Consider the following 17,724-nt stretch of genomic DNA (forward strand, 5'->3'; position numbering starts at 1 on the left):
TTTTATCCCAGACTTCGAATCCGCTCCACATGCGCCAACAACGAGCGCATCGCCACCGGCCACAAACGTGGGGGCACATCGTCGTAGGCCAGTTGCACCCAGTCGTCCATGCTGCCCTCGGGGTGCTGTTGCATCACCCCCAAAATTTTGGCTTCGCGCTTGAGACGGTGTGCTTTGAGGTGCGCAATGCAGGCGCGTGCGTCATGTGGTTCATCCCACAAGTTGCCCAGCACGTAGCCGTGCGCTGGCAAGATGAATTCAATGTGGTCTTGCTCACACGCATCCAACAATTTGTCGAGTGACTGGAGGTAGTCGTGCATGTGGCCATCGGGTGGGTCGACCACGGTGGTGCTGCCATTGAGCACATGGTCGCCGCTGAACAACAAACCGTCTTCTTCCAGTACCAAACACAGGTGGTTGGCTGCGTGGCCAGGGGTGTGCACCACCCGCAAGGTGTGCGTGATGTGCGTGCCTTGCAGCACCAACAATTCGCCATCATGGAGTTCGCGATCGGGGGTGAAGTGGCTGTGTGCGCGTGCTGTGGCTGCCGAGCTCAAGCCCAGCACGGGCGGGCGATGGCCATGCTGTGCGCACAAGGCTTGCAGTGGCGCAGCACCGGGCGAATGGTCGGGGTGCGAGTGGGTGCACACGATGAGTCGGATGTTGCCGCCAGCGGCACGCCACAAGCGATCCAGGTGCTCAAGATCAGCAGGGCCTGGGTCGATGGCGATGAACCCAGTGTCGGGGTCACCCACTAGGTAGCTGTTGGTGCCGGGGCCCGTCATCACGCCTGGGTTGGGGGCGGTGAGGCGTTGCACGTTTTTCAAAAGCAACACGGGCTGGTCGGTTTGCCAGTCGAGGTGGTGCACGATTTGGCCATCGGGGCAGGTCAATGCCAGTTCGCCAAACGGGGGCTCGTGTTCCATGTGCCGAGACTCTTTACCGGCTATCCAGCCCGCACGTGGGCAACTGGTGAACCAGGGCTGTTCGTTGGCACATGCGGCCAACACGCTCTGGGCATCGGCAAAGTGCTGCAAGCGCTCCAAGGTGCGGATGGTGGGGAAGATGATGAAAAAGTCGCCTGCTGCATGGCGACTCAGCGCATCGGCTGGGCGCACCCATACCGGTTCAAACTGTTCTTTGTCATCGGCGACCGGGGTTTGGCCATCGGGCATGTGGGCTACCAAAAACGGCACGTCAAAGCGACGTGGCAAATCGCGATCGGTGACCCAATGCGCCAACAGATACACCTGGTCGGCGGCCAAGGTGAGGCCACGTTGTTGGCATTGCTGCGCAAAGTCGGCTGCCGAGGCATGGCGATCTAGGGCCGCAATGTCGCTGTCATCGGCCATGCGGCCATCGCCATGGCGTGCCAGCAAGATGCCCAGCTCTTCAAAGCTCTCGCGGATCGCGGCAATGGCTTGGGTCAGCTGGGTGTCGCTTTGCGTGGCGCGACGTGCAGCCAGCGCGTGGGCCTGTGCATCGGCAGGGTCGATGCCACCACCCGGGAACACATAGGCACCGGGCGCAAAGCTGGCGGTCATGGCACGGCGTGTCATGAGCACTTCCAGGCCTTGCGGCCCATTGCGCAGCAGTAACACGGTGGCGGCAGGGCGCAGAGGGGCTGGCTCGCGTTGGGTGTGGATGAGTTGGGTAGGTCTGACCATGGTGGGATTATGAAGAGTGAACGGTGCGTACTTTCCCCATCCGTAAAAGCCGCAGGCTTGAGGCACTGTCCGTGACGACAATTCTGGCTTTGACAACTCTCCCTCATTTCTGGAGCGCCTCACCATGCAACGACGTACTTTGAAAGCTGCCCTAGGCTGTGCTTTGACTTTTGCCGCACTGAGCGTGCCGATGCTGGCTTGCGCACAAGCCTGGCCCAGCAAACAAGCCATTCGTCTGGTGGCGGTGTTCCCACCTGGGGGTTCGGTGGACCAAGTGGCGCGCATCATTGCCCAGCCGCTGTCACAGCAATTGGGGCAAACCGTGATTGTGGAAAACCGCGGCGGCGCTTCTGGCGTCATTGGCACAGCAGCCGTGGTGCAAGCCCCAGCTGATGGCTACACCTTTGCGGTGGTGTTTGACACCCACGGCGTGAACCCGAGCCTGAACCCCAGCATGCCGTTCGACAGCAAAAAAGATTTGATGCCTCTGGTGCTGGTTGGCACGTCGCCCATGGTGCTGGCCACCAACGTCAACTCCGAATACAAAACCTTTGCCGATGTGATGGCGGCGGCCAAGGCCAAAAAGAATGTGAGCTTTGGCACCATCGGCAACGGCAGCCTGGGTCACTTGGCCATGGCTTTGCTGGCCAAGGATGCCGGTGTGGAGTGGACCCACGTGCCTTACAAAGGCGGTGGTCCCTTGATGAGCGATGCGGTGGCGGGCCATGTGCCCTTGTCGATTGGTTCGGTGTTTGTGACCAAGCCCCACATTGACAGTGGCCGCATGCGCCCGTTGGCCGTGACCAGCAGCAAGCGTGCTGCTGATTTGCCCAATGTGCCCACCATCGCTGAAAACGGCTACCCCGGCTTTGAAGCACCGGCTTGGTGGGCCGTGTTGGCATCCACCAAAACGCCTCCTGAAATCACCAAGCGCATGAATGAAGAACTCAACAAAGTGCTCAAGAACCCCGAGGTGGCTAAAAAGCTAGACGCCCAAGGGATTGATGTGGCAGGTGGCACCCCAGAGCAAGCCCGTGTTTTCATTGAAAAGCAAATGAACATCTGGGCCAAGGTGGTGAAAGATAACAACATCAAAGCTGACTGAGGTCTTCTCAAACCTGATGCAAAAAGCCGCCTCAAGGCGGCTTTTGCTTTTGGACGGTGCTGCGTTCAGTGTTCTGGCGACACACCCAAAGCCACCAAAAATCGCGCCACCATGTTGTAGGTGGCAATGGCCGTGGTCAGTTCCACCACCTCGGTGGTGTTGAAGTGAGATTGCAACTGGGCAAACAGCGCGTCATCCACTTTCACGTCCAGGGTCATTTGCGCAGCGTACTGCACCACCAAGCGGCCCACCTCGTCCAAGCCCGCATCCGTGCTGGTGCGACGTGCATCGCCTTGCACCACACGGTTGAGGGCATCCAGCTCGGCTTGGGTGCCGCCGGCCTTGAGGAAGTCGGGCGCATGGTGGTGGTATTCGTAGGTGGCACCGGTCAACAGGGCCACGGTGCAAATGCCCAACTCTCGCAGCTTCCAGCTGGTGGGCAGGCCAGAGCGCACATTGCCCACGTAGTGGTTCCAGCCACGCGCTACGGGTTCGCTCCAAAGCAACGCGCGGTCTAAATTGATGAACTCGCCACCCCGACGCTTCAGCACAGCGTCGATCAAATCTTGGGGTTGGGGTTTTTGTTCAGGGGTCCAATCTGGAATACGCATGGTGAGGCCTCGGTTAAAACATGAATGACAAACAAGGCCGCGAGGATAAACCGCGCTTCTTGTGTCAGATGACCGTTGCGCGACAGCTGGGTGGCCGATAATCCACGCATGCGAATTCGCTTCACCAAAATGCAAGGCGCAGGCAACGATTTCGTGGTCTTAGACGAGACCCGGGAGCGCTTGAACCTGAGCCCTGCACATTACCGTTTCTTGGCCGATCGCCACTTTGGCGTGGGAGCCGATCAAATTCTGAGCGTGCGCCCCGCGCCGCAACCCGATGTTGACTTTGAGTACGTTATCCACAACGCCGACGGCGGCGAGGTGGAGCAGTGTGGCAACGGTTCCCGCTGCTTCGTGAGCTTTGTGCGTGAGCAGGGCCTGACGGACAAAACCAGCGTGCGCGTCAAAGTCCATGGTGGCGTGATCGAGCTGCACCAACTGCCCAACGGCCAGGTCACGGTTGACATGGGCGCTCCTGTGTTCGACGTGCGCCGCGTGCCGTTTGACCCGTTGCATGCAAACGCTTTGCACGATGAGAGCACAACGTCGACTCCTGCGCAAACCTGGCAACTCGCACTCAGCACTGGGGACCGCGTGGACGTGGGCGTGGTCTCCATGGGCAACCCGCATGCCGTGCAAGTGGTGGACAACGTGGACACCGCCCCCGTGCTGACCCAAGGTCCGTTGATAGAACACCACGCAGCGTTTCCTAGGCGCGTGAATGCCGGCTTCATGCAAATCGTCAACCGCCACATCATCCACTTGCGCGTGTTCGAGCGTGGTGCCGGTGAAACCTTGGCCTGTGGCACCGGTGCTTGTGCTGCTGTGGTCACGGGCATTCGTTGGGGCCTGTTAGACCCTGAAGTGCTGGTGCACACACAGGGCGGCGACCTGACCATTGCGTGGGCAGGGGGCGGCCATCCGGTGTACATGACCGGCCCCGCAACCACCGTTTTTCACGGCGAAATTAACCTACCTGATACCTTATGACTTCTTCTGCCATGAACCCGATCACCGAAGACGACATCGCCAACTTCTTGGTGAATACGCCTGATTTCTTCAATCGCCATGCCGAGTTGCTGGCTGCGGTGCGCCTGAGCAGCCCGCACGGCCAACGTGCCGTGAGTTTGCAAGAGCGTCAAGCCGAGATGCTGCGCGAAAAAATCCGTGCGCTTGAATTGCGCATGATGGACTTGATGCGCCACGGCACTGAAAACGAGGTGCTGGTGGAGCGCCAACAGCGCTGGGTCAAAACCTTGTTGATGACCACCAATGCGCGTGACTTGCCCCACACCATTGCAGACCAAATTCAACACGACTTCATGGTGCCGCAAGTGGCCATCAAGGTGTGGGGCGTGGCCGACACCTTTCAGATCGAGCCTTTCGCGGTGGGTGTGAGCGATGCTGTGAAAGAATTTGCCGCAGGTTTGGCCACGCCCTATGTGGGCCTCAATACCGAGTTTGAAGCCACGCAATGGCTTGCTGAGCCGAGTGCGGCACAGTCGGTGGCCTTGATTGCCTTGCGTGCCACGCGGGTTGAAGACACGCCACAAACCGCAGCGTCAGCGCCAGTCATTGGCCTGTTGGTGTTGGCCTCACCCGACGCCCAGCGCTACCACGAGGGCATGGGCACGGCCTTCATTGAGCGCTTGGGTGATTTAGCCAGCGCGGCACTGTCGCACCTGCGCTGATGAACGCCACGCACATGGACTGGGTTGCCCGCTACCTGGACCATGTGCGCTTTGAAAAGCGCTTGGCCGAGCGCACGCTGGCGCTTTACACCCTCGACCTGCAAAAACTTGCAGATTACGCTGCCCAAGCTAATGTGGCGTTGGACGCTGTGCAGACCAGCCACATCCGCCGTTGGGTGGCGCAGATGCACAGTGGTGGCCGCAGTGGCCGTGGCATTGCCCTTATCTTGTCGGGTTGGCGCGGCTTTTATGTCTGGATGGGACGTGAGGGCTTGATTACCAACAACCCGGTACAAGGTGTGCGTGCCCCCAAAGCCCCCAAACCTTTGCCCAAGGCCTTGAGCGTGGACGACGCGGTGCAACTTGCCGAGTACACAGGCGCATCGGCGGCGGATGATGACCCGTGGTTGCGTTGCCGTGACGCCGCCATGGTGGATTTGCTCTACAGCTGCGGCTTGCGTGTGGGCGAACTCACGGGCCTGGACGTGCATGCCAGCACCCAAGCCAAAGGCTGGATTGATTTGCAAGCGGGTGAGGCCCATGTGTTGGGTAAAGGCAGCAAGCGCCGCAGCGTACCTGTTGGGCGCAAAGCCCTGGATGCGTTGCAGGCTTGGTACAACGTGCGCGCCGAGGGCTTAACCCCTGCCACGGCTGAGCAGCAAGCCTTGTTCATTGGCCGTTATGGCACGCGTTTGACTGCGCAGGCCATTTGGCAGCGTTTACGCCAGCGCAGCTTGCAGGCCGGGTTGTCAACACCGGTGCATCCCCACATGTTGCGCCACTCGTTTGCCAGTCATGTGTTGCAGTCGAGCAGCGATTTGCGTGCTGTGCAAGAGTTGTTGGGCCACGCCAACATCAGTACCACGCAGGTGTACACGCGCTTGGACTTTCAGCATTTGGCGCAGGCGTATGACGCGGCGCATCCTCGGGCGCGTAAGAAGTAGCGCTTTGTTTTTCGTATGGTGATGGCGTGTTCTGTCGTGGCGTTTGTTCTTTGTCGAGGCGCGGTGAAGCGGGCCCGGCGCCGCGCCTTGGCGCAGCGAATGAAGTAAATCAACAGCAAACAACACAGAGCACAAGCGAAACAGCGCCGCAAAGCCCAATACCGAAGCAACGACAATAGCGGGCTATGAAAACGATTCGACTCAAAGACGGCAAAGAACGCTCTGCCCTCAGAAGCCACCCCTGGATTTTTGACAGCGCCATCGCCAAAGGTGGGGCTGATTCGGGCGAGACCGTGCGTGTTGAAGCCCACAGCGGCAGCTTCCTAGGCTGGGCCTCCTTCAGCCCCAGCTCCAAAATCCGCGCCCGCATTTGGAGCTTTGACGAAAGCCAACGCATTGATGCCGATTTCTTCAACGCCGCCATCCGCCGCGCCATCGCGGCGCGTAGCCGTTTTGACATCCAAAGCAACGGCCTGCGTTTGATCCACGGTGAGTCCGATGGCTTGCCCGGCCTGATCGTCGACCGCTACGACGACACCTTGGTGGCGCAATTCCTGTCCAGCGGCACCGAGCGTTGGAAAGACGTGATTGCTGATGCCTTGCTGGCGCAAACCGGCCTTACCAAGCTGTTTGAACGTTCTGATTCGGGCGTGCGGGGTTTGGAAGGTTTGCAGCCTGTCACAGGCTGGCTGCGAGGCGAAGGGCCCACCGCCATCATCTTGCGCGAGCACGACTGGCAACTCTCGCTTGACATCGCCGAGGGCCACAAAACAGGCTTCTACTTGGACCAGCGCGACAGCCGCAAAAAATTTTCCGACTACACCCGTCGTTTGCAATTTCAGCGTGTGCTCAACTGTTATTGCTACACAGGAGGCTTCACGGTGGCGGCTTTGGCGGGCGGTGCGGCGCATGTCACGTCCATCGACTCATCGGGTCCCGCCATTGAACGCGCCCGTGCCAACGTGGCACTGAACGGCTTTGATGCCGAACGCACCACCATGATGGATGCCGACGTCAACGGCTCTTTGCGCCAGTTCCACAAAGAAGGCCGTACGTTTGACGCCATCGTGCTGGACCCTCCCAAGTTCGCACCGTCTGCTGCGCATGCCGACCGTGCGGCGCGGGCCTACAAAGACATCAACCGCTTGGCTTTCAAAATCTTGGAGCCCGGTGGCGTGCTGTTCACCTACAGCTGTTCCGGCGGCATTGGTGCGGAGCTGTTCCACAAAATCGTGGCGTCTGCGGGCACCGATGCGCATGTGGATGGCTACATCAGCGAGCGCATGCAAGGTGCGCCCGACCACCCCATGACCTTGACTTTCCCCGAGGGCGAATACCTCAAGGGTTTGGTGGTCATGAAAGCGGCTGACCTGGTTGAAAAACCCAGTCACGCCACAATATCCAACGATTCAGTCCTCTAAAAATCACACAAGGCTCCCTCATGTTGATCCCCGCCACCATCCTGACCGGCTTTTTAGGCTCCGGTAAAACCACCCTCCTCAAGCGCGTGCTGACCGAGGCCCATGGCCAAAAAATTGCCATCATCGAAAACGAGTTCGGCGAAGAAAACATCGACAACGACATCTTGGTGTCTGACACCAACGAGCAAATCATCCAAATGAGCAATGGCTGCGTGTGTTGCACCATCCGTGAAGACTTGCGCACCACCTTGCAACTGCTGGCGGCTAAAAAGCGCAAAGGCCTGCTCGACTTTGATCGTGTGGTGATCGAGACCACCGGCTTGGCCGACCCCGGTCCTGTGGCGCAAACCTTTTTCATGGACGATGAGATTGCCGAGAGCTTTCTGCTCGACTCCATCCTGACTCTGGTAGACGCCAAGCACGCCGCGCAACAGCTCAACGACCGCCAAGAGGCGCGTCGCCAAGTGGGTTTTGCCGATCAAATTTTCATCAGCAAAGCCGATCTGGTGTCACCCCAAGAGCTCGATGCCTTGCAGCACCGCTTGAAACACATGAATCCGCGTGCGCCGCAAAAAGTGGTGCACTTTGGCGAAGTGACCTTGGCCGAGGTGTTTGACCTGCGAGGCTTCAACCTCAATGCCAAGCTCGACATTGACCCCGACTTTCTGTCGGACGACGCCCACCATGAACACCACCACGGCGAGCATTGCGACCATCCCTCGCATGCCCACGACCACGCCCACCATGACCATGAGCACGGCGAACATTGCGACCACCCCTCGCATAGCCAGGGTCACCACCATCACCACGATGACGACGTGAAGAGCTTCGTCTTCAAGTCGCCGCGCCCGTTTGACCCGGCCAAGCTGGAAGACTTTTTGGGGGCCATCGTCAACATCTATGGCCCCAAAATGCTGCGCTACAAAGGCGTGCTCAACATGAAGGGCACCGACAAGAAGGTGATCTTCCAAGGTGTGCACCAGCTCATGGGCAGCGATTTGGGTCCAGACTGGGGCCCCGGTGAAGAGCGCCTGAGCAAGATGGTGTTCATTGGCATTGATTTGCCCAAAGACATCTTGATGCAGGGTTTAGAGAATTCTTTGGTTTAAAGAACTTATCGATTTTCTTCAGCTGAAAGAGTGTTCAGGCTTTGTGGCTACAATCCCGCGCGCCAGACCAAAGCCGTGCCGCGTCAGTTCTTGACTGCGGCACACAGGGTATAAAACCGGGTTTATTCAACTCAAAATGATGAAAAAAATCAGGCCTGAAACTCTTCGCACAGTCACGTGCGGCAACGGCCTGCCAGGAGACACACCGTGAACGCCCAAGCCCGCAAACCCGCTTCCAAGAAGCCTGCGCCTGCTAAAAAAGCCGGTAAAACTGGTGCAACGCCCAAAGCGGTTGCGAAGAAGATTGTGAAAAAACCTGTGCCAGCCAAAGCAGCGGCAAAGCCCGTCAAATCTGTGACGCCCAAAGCCAAGCCCAAAGCGTCTGTCGTTAAAAAAGCTGCAGCGCCCAAAGCTGTGGCTAAAAAGGTCGTGACGGTCAAGCCTGTGGCAAAAAAAGCAGCGACATCTAAAGTGGCCGCCAAGCCGGTGGCCAAAAAAGCGGTGAAAGCTGCTGCGCCCAAGCCGGTAGCTGCCAAAAAAGCAGGCAAGGCAGCGCAAAAGCCTGCTGCGGCTAAAAAGCCGGTTGCCAAAACTGTTGCCGTCAAAGCAGCTGTCAAACCTGCTGTGAAGGTGGCACCTGCGGCTAAAAAGCCCAAAGCTGAAAAAGTCAAGACCGCCAAAGCTGCTGCACCTGCCAAAGCGGTGGTTGCTGCCCCTGTGGTGCACGTGGTGCCCGTGATTCCTGGCTACACCCCTGTGGTGCACAAGAAAAACTCCAGAGCGGCCAAGATGGCTGCTCTGGTGCCTCCTCCGCCCGCTGCGGTGGTGGTGACCAATGCCGCCAAATCGAGCTTCATGCCGATGACCGCTCCCTCTGTTCCCTCGATCGTTCCTGTGATACCTCAAAAAGACGCCAAACTCGCCAACAATTGGAAATCTAAAACTGCTGACCAGCTCACCGATGCAGAAGTCATCGCCATGCCCGACAGTGAGTACATGAACGACATTCAAATGGCGTTCTTTCGCCTCAAGCTCTCCAAGCTGAAAGACGAAGTGCTCAGCAACGCCAGCGAAACCACTGAACATTTGCGCGAAGACACCGTGGTCACACCTGACCCCGCAGATCGCGCCACCATCGAAGAAGAACACGCGCTTGAGCTGCGCACACGTGACCGTGAGCGCAAGCTGTTGAAAAAGATCGAACAATCCATCAACCGCATTGATGCGGGTGACTACGGCTATTGCGACGAAACGGGTGAAGCGATTGGTGTGGGTCGTTTGTTGGCCCGTCCCACCGCCACTTTGTCGCTTGAAGCCCAAGAACGGCGCGAATTGAAACAAAAAATGTTCGGCGATTGATGAATTTTTTCTGTTTGCCATCAAAAGCAGGCCATTTGCCTGCTTTTTTTTCGACTCCTCACATCTTGATAAGCCACTTTTACAGGTCGTGCTAAGTGCTTAATTCGTAACGTTTTTTGAGTTTCTGTTTGCTTGTTGAAGCGGCTGTAAGTCCTTGATTTCATTGAAAAAAGTTAGAAATTGCCCCGCATGATCAAGTTTTCCTGATACAGTGCAATTAAGTGCAATTAAGTGGTGAAAAGTGCCCGTCACCTTTCTCTCTTGTTTGCTGTCGCTGTTTTTTAGGAAGGTTGCCCGTGTTCCAGGGAGCTTCATCGCTGAGTCTTGACGCCAAAGGTCGTTTGTCGGTTCCGACGCGGCATCGTGACGTCTTGAGCGCGACGGCTGCCGGGCAACTCACCATCACCCGTCATCCGCATGGCTGTTTGATGGTGTTCCCGCGCCCCGAGTGGGAAAAGTTCCGCGAACGCATTGCCGCCTTGCCGATGAGTGCGCAATGGTGGAAGCGCATCTTCTTGGGCAACGCCATGGATGTGGAGATGGATGGCACGGGTCGTGTGCTGATTTCGCCTGAGCTGCGCACCGCAGCAGGTATCAGCAAAGACACCATGTTGCTTGGCATGGGCAACCACTTCGAGCTGTGGGACAAAACCACCTACGAAGCCCAGGAAGCCCAAGCCATGCAGGGCGACATGCCCGATGTCTTCAAGGAATTCTCTTTTTAAAGGCAGACGGTGGAAACGGCATGCACGCACACCACCGTTCTTTTGCGCGAAGCTGTCGAAGCCCTCGACATTCAGCCCGATGGAACGTACGTCGACGCGACCTTTGGGCGCGGGGGGCACAGCCGTTTGATCTTGTCCAAGCTCTCGCCTCAGGGGCGGTTGATTGCGTTCGACAAAGACCCCGAAGCAATTGCTGCAGCCCAGAGCATCCAAGACCCTCGTTTTTCCATCCGCCACCAAGGCTTTACCGACCTGGGCGAGTTGCCGGCGGGCTCAATCGACGGGGTGTTGATGGACTTGGGGGTCAGCTCGCCCCAGATCGACACGCCCGAGCGGGGCTTTTCATTTCGATTCGACGGTCCCCTGGACATGCGCATGGACACCACCCGTGGCCAGAGCGTGTCTGAGTGGTTGGCCGATGCAGAACTCCAACACATCGCGGAGGTGATACGTGAATATGGCGAAGAACGGTTTGCTCAACAGATTGCAAAGGCGATTGTTGCTCGCCGACAGGAACGGGGCGTGCCTACAAGCACCTCTGAACTGGCCCAGCTCGTGGCTGACACGGTCAAAACCCGCGAGCCGGGCAAGGACCCTGCAACGCGCACATTTCAGGCTTTTCGGATTTTCATCAACGCCGAGCTTGAGGAGCTGCAACAGGCGCTAGACGCGTCGTTGCAGGTGCTGCGCACGGGAGGACGGTTGGCTGTGATCAGTTTCCATTCGTTGGAAGACCGCATCGTCAAACAATTCATCGCGAAACATTCCCGCGAGGTGTATGACCGTCGCGCACCATTTGCGCCGCCTCAGGTCATGGCGCTCGAGGCCATTGAGCGAATCAAACCCAGTGCCGAAGAAGTGGCTGCCAACCCGCGTTCGCGCAGTGCGATGCTGCGCGTGGCCAAGCGTCTGGGTGAGGGGACGCAGCCATGAGCCGCTTGAGCGTGGTGTTGTTCTTGGCGGTGCTGCTGAGTGCTTTGTACTTGGTGCGCACCCAGTATGAATCGCGCTCGCTCACCACCGAACTCGATCGCGCCACCAGCGAGGCCCGTCGCCTAGAAATTGAGTACGACCGCCTCGACGTGGAGCGTCGCGCCCAAGCCACGCCGCTGCGCGTGGAAAAATTGGCGCGTGAACAGTTGCGCATGCGCACCATCACCCCCGCCATCACCCAATACGCCACCGTGCCCGGATTGGCTGCTTCAGCGCAGGTGCAGCCATGAGCAGCCGCAGCGTGCAGTACGCCACCAGCCCCTTGTTGGCCAGCAAGACGCCCGTCTGGCGCAGCCAGTTTGTGGTGGCCTGCATTGCTTTGGGCTTTATTGGTCTGGTGGCTCGCGCAGCCTATGTGCAGGTGATCGACAACGCCTTCTTCAAGCGTCAAGGTGCTGTGCGTTTCATTCGCACCTTGGACTTGCCGGCCAACCGCGGACGCATTCTGGACCGCAATGGCCACATCCTGGCCTCCAGCGTGCCTGTGCCCAGTATTTGGGCCAGCCCGGAAGATGTGGAGCGCGACCCAGTCAAGCTCAAGGCTTTGGCCAAATTGTTGGGCATGAGCCAGGCTGAACTCGATAAAAAATTGCAAGACGAAGACAAGAACTTTGTCTGGGTCAAGCGTCAGGTGGACGCTTCGGTCGCGAAAGAGATTGAGGCGCTCAAAATCAAAGGCGTCTACGCCCGCAAAGAATACAAGCGCATCTACCCCGAAGGCGAGGCGGTGGCCCATGTGGTGGGCTTTACCAACGTGGAAAACTTGGGGCAAGAGGGTGTGGAGCTGACCTTCAACAAAGAGCTCGGTGGCAAAGCCGGCTCGCGTCGCGTCATCAAAGACCGCTTGGGCCGCGTGGTGGAAGACATCGGTGAAATGGTGCCCCCCATTGATGGTCGTGACTTGGAGTTGAGCATCGACAGCAAGGTGCAGTACTTTGCCTACGAAAAAATCAAAGAAGCGGTGATCAACAACAAAGCGGCGGCAGGCAGCGTGGTGGTGTTGGACATCAAGACCGGCGAAATTCTGGCGCTCACCAACTACCCCAGTTACTCCCCAGACAAGCGCGGCAACTTGAGCGGCGCACAGTTGCGCAACCGCGCGTTGACCGACACGTTCGAGCCCGGCTCCACCATGAAGCCACTGGTCATTGGGTTGGCGCTGGAAAAAGGCATCGTCAAGCCCGAGACCATGATCCAAACCGCACCGGGCAAATTGCAAATAGGCACTGCCGTGATCTCGGACTCACACGCCCACGGCTTGCTCAGCGTGAACGAAGTCATTCAGAAATCCAGCAACATCGGCACGGTCAAGATTGCGCTGCAAATGCAGCCCCACGACATGTGGGAAGTGTTCACCCAAGTGGGCTTGGGGCAAAAACCGCAAGTGCCTTTCCCCGGTGCTGTCTCTGGCAAGGTGCGGGCCTACAAAACCTGGAAGCCCATTGAACAAGCCACCATGAGTTACGGCTACGGTTTGTCGGCCAGTTTGTTCCAACTCGCGCAGGCCTACAGCGTGTTTGCGCGCGACGGCGAGCTGATTCCGGTGAGCTTGCTCAAAACCCACGACAACATCAGCGGTGCACGCGTGTTCTCGGTGGCCAACGCCACGGCGGTGCGACACATGTTGCACTTGGTCACGGGCCCGGGTGGCACCGCCATGAAAGCCCAGACCATGGGCTACTCTGTGGGTGGCAAAACCGGCACCGCACACAAGGTGGAAGGCAAGGGCTACGCCGGCAAAAAATACCGAGGCTTCTTTGTGGGCATCGCGCCCATTGACAACCCACGCATCGTGGTCGCTGTGATGGTGGACGAGCCCACCAATGGCTTGTACTTCGGTGGTGATGTGGCGGCTCCTGTGTTCAGCCAAACCGTGCAACAGACCTTGCGCATGATGGGCGTGCAGCCCGACATGGCGGTCAAGCCCCAAGTGGTGGCCAAGGCTGAGAAGGAGGAGTTTTGATGCGACACCTCCACAGCCCCCAAGAAGCCGCGCAATGGCTGCACACCCAAGTGCGCGGTGTGCTGCACACCGACAGCCGACGCGTGACCCCAGGTGATGGCTTCATCGCCTGGCCGGGTGCTGCCAGCGATGGCCGCCGCCACGTGCCAGCGGCCCTGAAACAGGGCGCGGCAGCTTGCTTGGTCGAGCGCTCCGGCGTGGAGGCTTTCAGCGACACATTCGCTACGGCCGCCAGCACCACCACATCAGACGCCATCGCCAGCTACACCGATTTGAAAGCCGCCAGCGGCCCCATCGCTGCGGCCTATTACGAACAACCCAGCCAAGCACTCGATGTGCTGGCCATCACGGGCACCAACGGCAAAACCTCCACCGCTTGGTGGTTGGCCCATGCCCTGGGGCGTGTGGGACAGCGCTGTGCCGTGGTGGGCACCTTGGGCGTGGGTGAGTTGGACCAACTCGAAGTCACGGGCATGACCACGCCAGACCCCGTGTTGCTGCAAGCACGCTTGCGCGACATGGTCACGCGTGGTGTGCAGGCTTGTGCCATTGAGGCCTCGTCCATTGGGTTGGCCGAACACCGCCTGGATGGCACCCAGGTGCGCGTGGCTCTGTTCACCAATTTCACGCAAGACCATCTCGACTACCACGGCAGCATGGCCCGCTACTGGCAGGCCAAAGCTGCCTTGTTCGACTGGCCAGGCCTGGCCGCAGCGGTGGTCAACACCGACGACGCACACGGCGCGCAACTGGCGCAACAACTCAGCCAACGTGACGATGTGGCGTTGTGGACCGTAGGCATCGTGGCCGATACAACGCATGCCCAGACGCTTGGGGCTCAACCGCAAGAGCGTCATGTGCAGGCAACGCGGGTGCGTCACGGCGCGCGGGGTTTGAGTTTTGAGGTGGTCGAAGGCGAGCACAGCCACACCCTGCACACCGTGCTGGTGGGCCACTACAACGTGAGCAATCTGCTGGGCGTCATCGCTGGCCTGCGCGCCTTGGGCCACAGCTTGGCCGATGCGGTGCAAGCCTGTGCCGATTTGCCTGCCGTGCCAGGACGCATGCAAGTGGTGGGTCATGCCGACCAACCCTTGGTGGTGGTGGACTACGCCCATACCCCTGATGCCGTGACGCAAGCACTCCATGCGCTGCGTCCCCTGGCCCAAACCCGAGGCGGTGCCCTGGTGTGCGTGTTGGGTTGTGGCGGTGACCGCGACAGCGCCAAGCGCCCCTTGATGGCTGCTGCTGCCGAACAGCATGCCGACCGCGTGGTGCTGACCAGCGACAACCCGCGCAGCGAAGACGCTCAAGTCATTCTGGCGCACATGCGGGCAGGCTTGACGCAACCCCATGCTGCGCAACACATCCTAGACCGTGGCCAAGCCATTGCCGCTGCGGTCGGCCAAGCGCGTGCGCACGATGTGGTGCTGGTGGCGGGCAAAGGCCACGAAGATTACCAAGAAGTGCAGGGCGTCAAACTGCCTTTCAGCGACGTGGTCCAAGCCCAAGCAGCTTTGCAGCAGTGGAGGGCGCATGTCTGACATGAACCTCAGCCTGCAACGCATCGCCAGTTGGTTGCCCGGCGCTCGTGTGTGTGGCGATCCCACAGTGTGTGTGCAGCGCGTGCACACCGACAGCCGAAGCTTGCAAGCGGGCGACTTGTTTGTGGCCCTGCAAGGTGAACGTTTTGATGCCCACGACTTCTTGCCCCAAGCCGCAGCCAGCGGTGCCGTGGCCGCGTTGGCCCAGCACGGGCTGGAGGCGGCACAACTGCCGGGTGTCGAAGTGCCAGACAGCCGCCGTGCGCTGGGCCAACTGGCGCAAGGCTGGCGTGCTCAGTTTGACTTGCCCCTGATTGCCGTGACCGGCAGCAACGGCAAAACCACCGTGACCCAAATGATTGCCAGCATCTTGCGTGCAGGGTGGGGCGACGCGGCCTTGGCCACCCAAGGCAATTTGAACAACGACATCGGCGTGCCGCAAACTTTGCTGCGCTTGCGCGCACACCATCGCTGCGCAGTGGTGGAGCTGGGCATGAACCACCCCGGCGAAATTGCTGGCTTGGCCGCCATGGCGCAGGCGAGTGTGGCCTTGGTCAACAACGCCCAGCGCGAGCACCAGGAATTCATGGCCACGGTAGAAGCCGTGGCGCAAGAAAACGGGGCTGCCATCAGCGCCTTGCCCGACACGGGCGTGGCGGTGTTTCCGGCGCACGACACCTACACGCCCTTGTGGCAAAACTTGGCAGGCGCACGCCGCTGCATGCGCTTTGCCATGCACAGCCCGCACTCAGGTGAAGCCGCTGCCGAGGTGGTCTTGCGTCATGCGGTTTGGGCCAACGACCACTGGGCGGTTGAAGTGCAAACCCCAGCGGGCCTCATGACCACCCAATTGCACATTGCCGGTCGCCACAACGTGGGCAATGCCTTGGCAGCCACCGCGTGCGCTTTGGCCGCAGGTGTGGCATTGGATGTGATTGCCCAAGGCCTGTCGGCGTTCGAGCCCGTCAAAGGCCGTTCACGCGCCTTTGGTGTGGTGTGCCAAGGCCGTGCGATCACTGGCGTCGATGACACCTACAACGCCAACCCTGACTCGGTGCGTGCCGCCATTGAGGTGCTGGCCGAGTTGCCTGGGCCCCATTTGCTGGTGCTGGGCGACATGGGCGAAGTGGGTACACAAGGCCCCGAGTTTCATCAAGAGGTAGGTCACCACGCACAGGCTTGCGGTATTGAACACTTGCTGTGCCTGGGTGAGTTGGCGGCCTTCAGTGCCCAGGCCTATGGCCCAGGCGCACAACACTTTTCAAACATCGACGCCTTGACAGCCCAGGTGTTGCAGCAACTGCCGCACTTGGGGAGTGTGCTGGTCAAAGGCTCGCGCTTCATGAAGATGGAACGTGTGGTCGACGCCATCCAAACCTGTCACGACAACAAAAACAACAAGGAGTCTTCCCCATGCTGCTGACACTGGCCCAATGGCTGCAAACCCTCTCACCCGAGTTCGGTTTTTTTCGTGTCTTTCAGTACATCACCTTTCGCGCGGTGATGGCGGCGGTGACGGCGTTGTTGATTGGTTTGATCGCTGGCCCTGCCGTGATCCGTCGCTTGGCGGCGTTGAAGATCGGGCAGCCGATTCGCGAATACGCCATGCAAAGCCACTTGGTGAAAAGTGGCACGCCCACCATGGGCGGCGTGTTGATCTTGATTGGCATCGCCGTGTCCACCTTGCTGTGGGCCGACTTGAGCAACCGCTTTGTTTGGATCGTGATGATCGTCACCTTTGGCTTTGGTGCGATTGGCTGGGCCGATGACTGGCGCAAGGTGGTGCGCAAAGACCCCGAGGGCATGCCTTCGCGTGAAAAATACCTGTGGCAATCCTTGATCGGTTTGTTGGCGGCGCTGTACTTGGTGTTCAGCATTTCCGAGAGCAACAACCTGCGTGTGCTGGAGTTGTTTTACTCCTGGGTCAAGTCGGGCTTTGATGTGAACCTGCCACCCAAAGCGGGCCTGTTGTTGCCCTTCATCAAAGAGGTGAGCTATCCGTTGGGCGTGTTTGGCTTTGTGATCATGACCTACTTGGTCATCGTCGGTTCGAGCAATGCAGTCAACTTGACCGACGGGCTGGACGGCTTGGCCATCATGCCGGTGGTGATGGTGGGTTCGGCCTTGGGCGTGTTTGCCTATGTGACGGGCAGTTCGGTGTATTCGAAGTACCTGCTGTTTCCCTACATCCCAGGTTCCGGCGAGTTGATGATTTTCTGCGCCGCCATGGCTGGCGCTGGCTTGGCATTTTTGTGGTTCAACACCCATCCCGCGCAGGTGTTCATGGGTGACGTGGGGGCATTGGCCCTGGGTGGCGCTTTGGGCACCATTGCGGTCATCGTGCGGCAAGAAATTGTGCTGGCCATCATGGGTGGCATCTTTGTGGTCGAGGCTTTGTCGGTCATGCTGCAAGTGAGCTACTTCAAATACACCAAGAAAAAATTTGGCGAAGGTCGTCGTATTTTGAAGATGGCTCCGTTGCACCACCACTTTGAAAAGACCGGTTGGAAAGAAACCCAGGTCGTGGTGCGCTTTTGGATCATCACCATGCTGCTGTGCCTGGTGGGTCTGTCGACCTTGAAGCTGAGGTAA

16 protein-coding genes are annotated in these 17,724 nt (G+C 59.1%); 14 read left to right on the top strand and 2 right to left on the bottom strand.

The features are described 5' to 3' along the window. Positions 1 to 2: 2 nt before the first annotated feature. Positions 3 to 1,667 (bottom strand): MBL fold metallo-hydrolase, encoded by a 1,665-nt coding sequence (locus B9Z41_RS03860; RefSeq protein WP_100145267.1) that lies wholly within the window; start codon positions 1,665 to 1,667, stop codon positions 3 to 5. Positions 1,668 to 1,791: 124 nt separating this feature from the next. Between B9Z41_RS03860 and B9Z41_RS03865 the strand changes: the two genes are divergently transcribed. Continuing rightward, on the top strand, positions 1,792 to 2,772 hold the full coding sequence (locus B9Z41_RS03865) for a tripartite tricarboxylate transporter substrate binding protein (protein ID WP_100145269.1): 981 nt from the start codon (positions 1,792 to 1,794) through the stop codon (positions 2,770 to 2,772). Positions 2,773 to 2,837: 65 nt separating this feature from the next. Here the strand turns inward: B9Z41_RS03865 and B9Z41_RS03870 are convergent, their stop codons facing one another. After that, positions 2,838 to 3,383 carry a carboxymuconolactone decarboxylase family protein gene (locus tag B9Z41_RS03870; RefSeq protein ID WP_100145271.1) on the bottom strand — a complete coding sequence of 182 codons (546 nt, stop codon included), beginning with the start codon at positions 3,381 to 3,383 and terminating at the stop codon, positions 2,838 to 2,840. Positions 3,384 to 3,491: 108 nt separating this feature from the next. Between B9Z41_RS03870 and dapF the strand changes: the two genes are divergently transcribed. From dapF to mraY, 13 genes are all read left to right on the top strand, one after another. Further along, positions 3,492 to 4,373, top strand: a complete 882-nt coding sequence (gene dapF / locus B9Z41_RS03875; protein ID WP_100145774.1) for a diaminopimelate epimerase — start codon at positions 3,492 to 3,494, stop codon at positions 4,371 to 4,373. Next, entirely contained in the window at positions 4,370 to 5,074 is a 705-nt protein-coding gene (locus tag B9Z41_RS03880) for a DUF484 family protein (RefSeq protein WP_100145273.1), read from the top strand. Before dapF ends, B9Z41_RS03880 begins: the two co-directional genes overlap by 4 nt. Further along, positions 5,074 to 6,018, top strand: a complete 945-nt coding sequence (locus tag B9Z41_RS03885) for a tyrosine recombinase XerC (protein ID WP_100145275.1) — start codon at positions 5,074 to 5,076, stop codon at positions 6,016 to 6,018. Before B9Z41_RS03880 ends, B9Z41_RS03885 begins: the two co-directional genes overlap by 1 nt. 185 nt (positions 6,019 to 6,203) lie before the next feature. Further along, positions 6,204 to 7,439 (top strand): class I SAM-dependent rRNA methyltransferase, encoded by a 1,236-nt coding sequence (locus B9Z41_RS03890; protein WP_100145277.1) that lies wholly within the window; start codon positions 6,204 to 6,206, stop codon positions 7,437 to 7,439. A 20-nt stretch (positions 7,440 to 7,459) separates the two neighbouring features. Beyond that, positions 7,460 to 8,548, top strand: a complete 1,089-nt coding sequence (locus tag B9Z41_RS03895; protein WP_100145278.1) for a GTP-binding protein — start codon at positions 7,460 to 7,462, stop codon at positions 8,546 to 8,548. Positions 8,549 to 8,755: 207 nt separating this feature from the next. Beyond that, entirely contained in the window at positions 8,756 to 9,907 is a 1,152-nt protein-coding gene (gene dksA, locus B9Z41_RS03905; RefSeq protein WP_369823283.1) for an RNA polymerase-binding protein DksA, read from the top strand. Positions 9,908 to 10,203: 296 nt separating this feature from the next. Next, positions 10,204 to 10,632 (top strand): division/cell wall cluster transcriptional repressor MraZ, encoded by a 429-nt coding sequence (mraZ, locus tag B9Z41_RS03910; RefSeq protein WP_100145282.1) that lies wholly within the window; start codon positions 10,204 to 10,206, stop codon positions 10,630 to 10,632. A gap of 9 nt (positions 10,633 to 10,641) precedes the next feature. Next, positions 10,642 to 11,565, top strand: a complete 924-nt coding sequence (gene rsmH / locus B9Z41_RS03915; RefSeq protein ID WP_100145284.1) for a 16S rRNA (cytosine(1402)-N(4))-methyltransferase RsmH — start codon at positions 10,642 to 10,644, stop codon at positions 11,563 to 11,565. Continuing rightward, entirely contained in the window at positions 11,562 to 11,855 is a 294-nt protein-coding gene (gene ftsL, locus B9Z41_RS03920; protein WP_100145286.1) for a cell division protein FtsL, read from the top strand. Before rsmH ends, ftsL begins: the two co-directional genes overlap by 4 nt. Beyond that, on the top strand, positions 11,852 to 13,588 hold the full coding sequence (locus B9Z41_RS03925; RefSeq protein ID WP_100145288.1) for a penicillin-binding protein 2: 1,737 nt from the start codon (positions 11,852 to 11,854) through the stop codon (positions 13,586 to 13,588). Before ftsL ends, B9Z41_RS03925 begins: the two co-directional genes overlap by 4 nt. Beyond that, the gene (locus B9Z41_RS03930; protein ID WP_100145290.1) at positions 13,588 to 15,132 is read left to right on the top strand and encodes a UDP-N-acetylmuramoyl-L-alanyl-D-glutamate--2,6-diaminopimelate ligase; all 1,545 of its coding nucleotides are present in this window, start codon (positions 13,588 to 13,590) and stop codon (positions 15,130 to 15,132) included. The genes B9Z41_RS03925 and B9Z41_RS03930 overlap by 1 nt, the downstream gene beginning before the upstream one ends. Beyond that, the gene (gene murF, locus B9Z41_RS03935) at positions 15,125 to 16,555 is read left to right on the top strand and encodes a UDP-N-acetylmuramoyl-tripeptide--D-alanyl-D-alanine ligase (protein WP_100145292.1); all 1,431 of its coding nucleotides are present in this window, start codon (positions 15,125 to 15,127) and stop codon (positions 16,553 to 16,555) included. Before B9Z41_RS03930 ends, murF begins: the two co-directional genes overlap by 8 nt. Then, a complete protein-coding gene (gene mraY / locus B9Z41_RS03940; protein ID WP_100145294.1) occupies positions 16,546 to 17,724 on the top strand; it encodes a phospho-N-acetylmuramoyl-pentapeptide-transferase in 1,179 nt (392 codons plus the stop codon). Before murF ends, mraY begins: the two co-directional genes overlap by 10 nt.

The organism is Limnohabitans sp. JirII-31 (assembly GCF_002778315.1).
Taxonomy (GTDB): domain Bacteria; phylum Pseudomonadota; class Gammaproteobacteria; order Burkholderiales; family Burkholderiaceae_C; genus Limnohabitans.

Coding starts and splice junctions, on each gene's coding strand:
- B9Z41_RS03860 (WP_100145267.1), bottom strand. CDS start 1,667: ATGGTCAGACCTACCCAACTCATCCACACCCAACGCGAGCCAGCCCCT.
- B9Z41_RS03865 (WP_100145269.1), top strand. CDS start 1,792: ATGCAACGACGTACTTTGAAAGCTGCCCTAGGCTGTGCTTTGACTTTT.
- B9Z41_RS03870 (WP_100145271.1), bottom strand. CDS start 3,383: ATGCGTATTCCAGATTGGACCCCTGAACAAAAACCCCAACCCCAAGAT.
- dapF (WP_100145774.1), top strand. CDS start 3,492: ATGCGAATTCGCTTCACCAAAATGCAAGGCGCAGGCAACGATTTCGTG.
- B9Z41_RS03880 (WP_100145273.1), top strand. CDS start 4,370: ATGACTTCTTCTGCCATGAACCCGATCACCGAAGACGACATCGCCAAC.
- B9Z41_RS03885 (WP_100145275.1), top strand. CDS start 5,074: ATGAACGCCACGCACATGGACTGGGTTGCCCGCTACCTGGACCATGTG.
- B9Z41_RS03890 (WP_100145277.1), top strand. CDS start 6,204: ATGAAAACGATTCGACTCAAAGACGGCAAAGAACGCTCTGCCCTCAGA.
- B9Z41_RS03895 (WP_100145278.1), top strand. CDS start 7,460: ATGTTGATCCCCGCCACCATCCTGACCGGCTTTTTAGGCTCCGGTAAA.
- ftsL (WP_100145286.1), top strand. CDS start 11,562: ATGAGCCGCTTGAGCGTGGTGTTGTTCTTGGCGGTGCTGCTGAGTGCT.
- B9Z41_RS03925 (WP_100145288.1), top strand. CDS start 11,852: ATGAGCAGCCGCAGCGTGCAGTACGCCACCAGCCCCTTGTTGGCCAGC.
- B9Z41_RS03930 (WP_100145290.1), top strand. CDS start 13,588: ATGCGACACCTCCACAGCCCCCAAGAAGCCGCGCAATGGCTGCACACC.
- murF (WP_100145292.1), top strand. CDS start 15,125: ATGTCTGACATGAACCTCAGCCTGCAACGCATCGCCAGTTGGTTGCCC.
- mraY (WP_100145294.1), top strand. CDS start 16,546: ATGCTGCTGACACTGGCCCAATGGCTGCAAACCCTCTCACCCGAGTTC.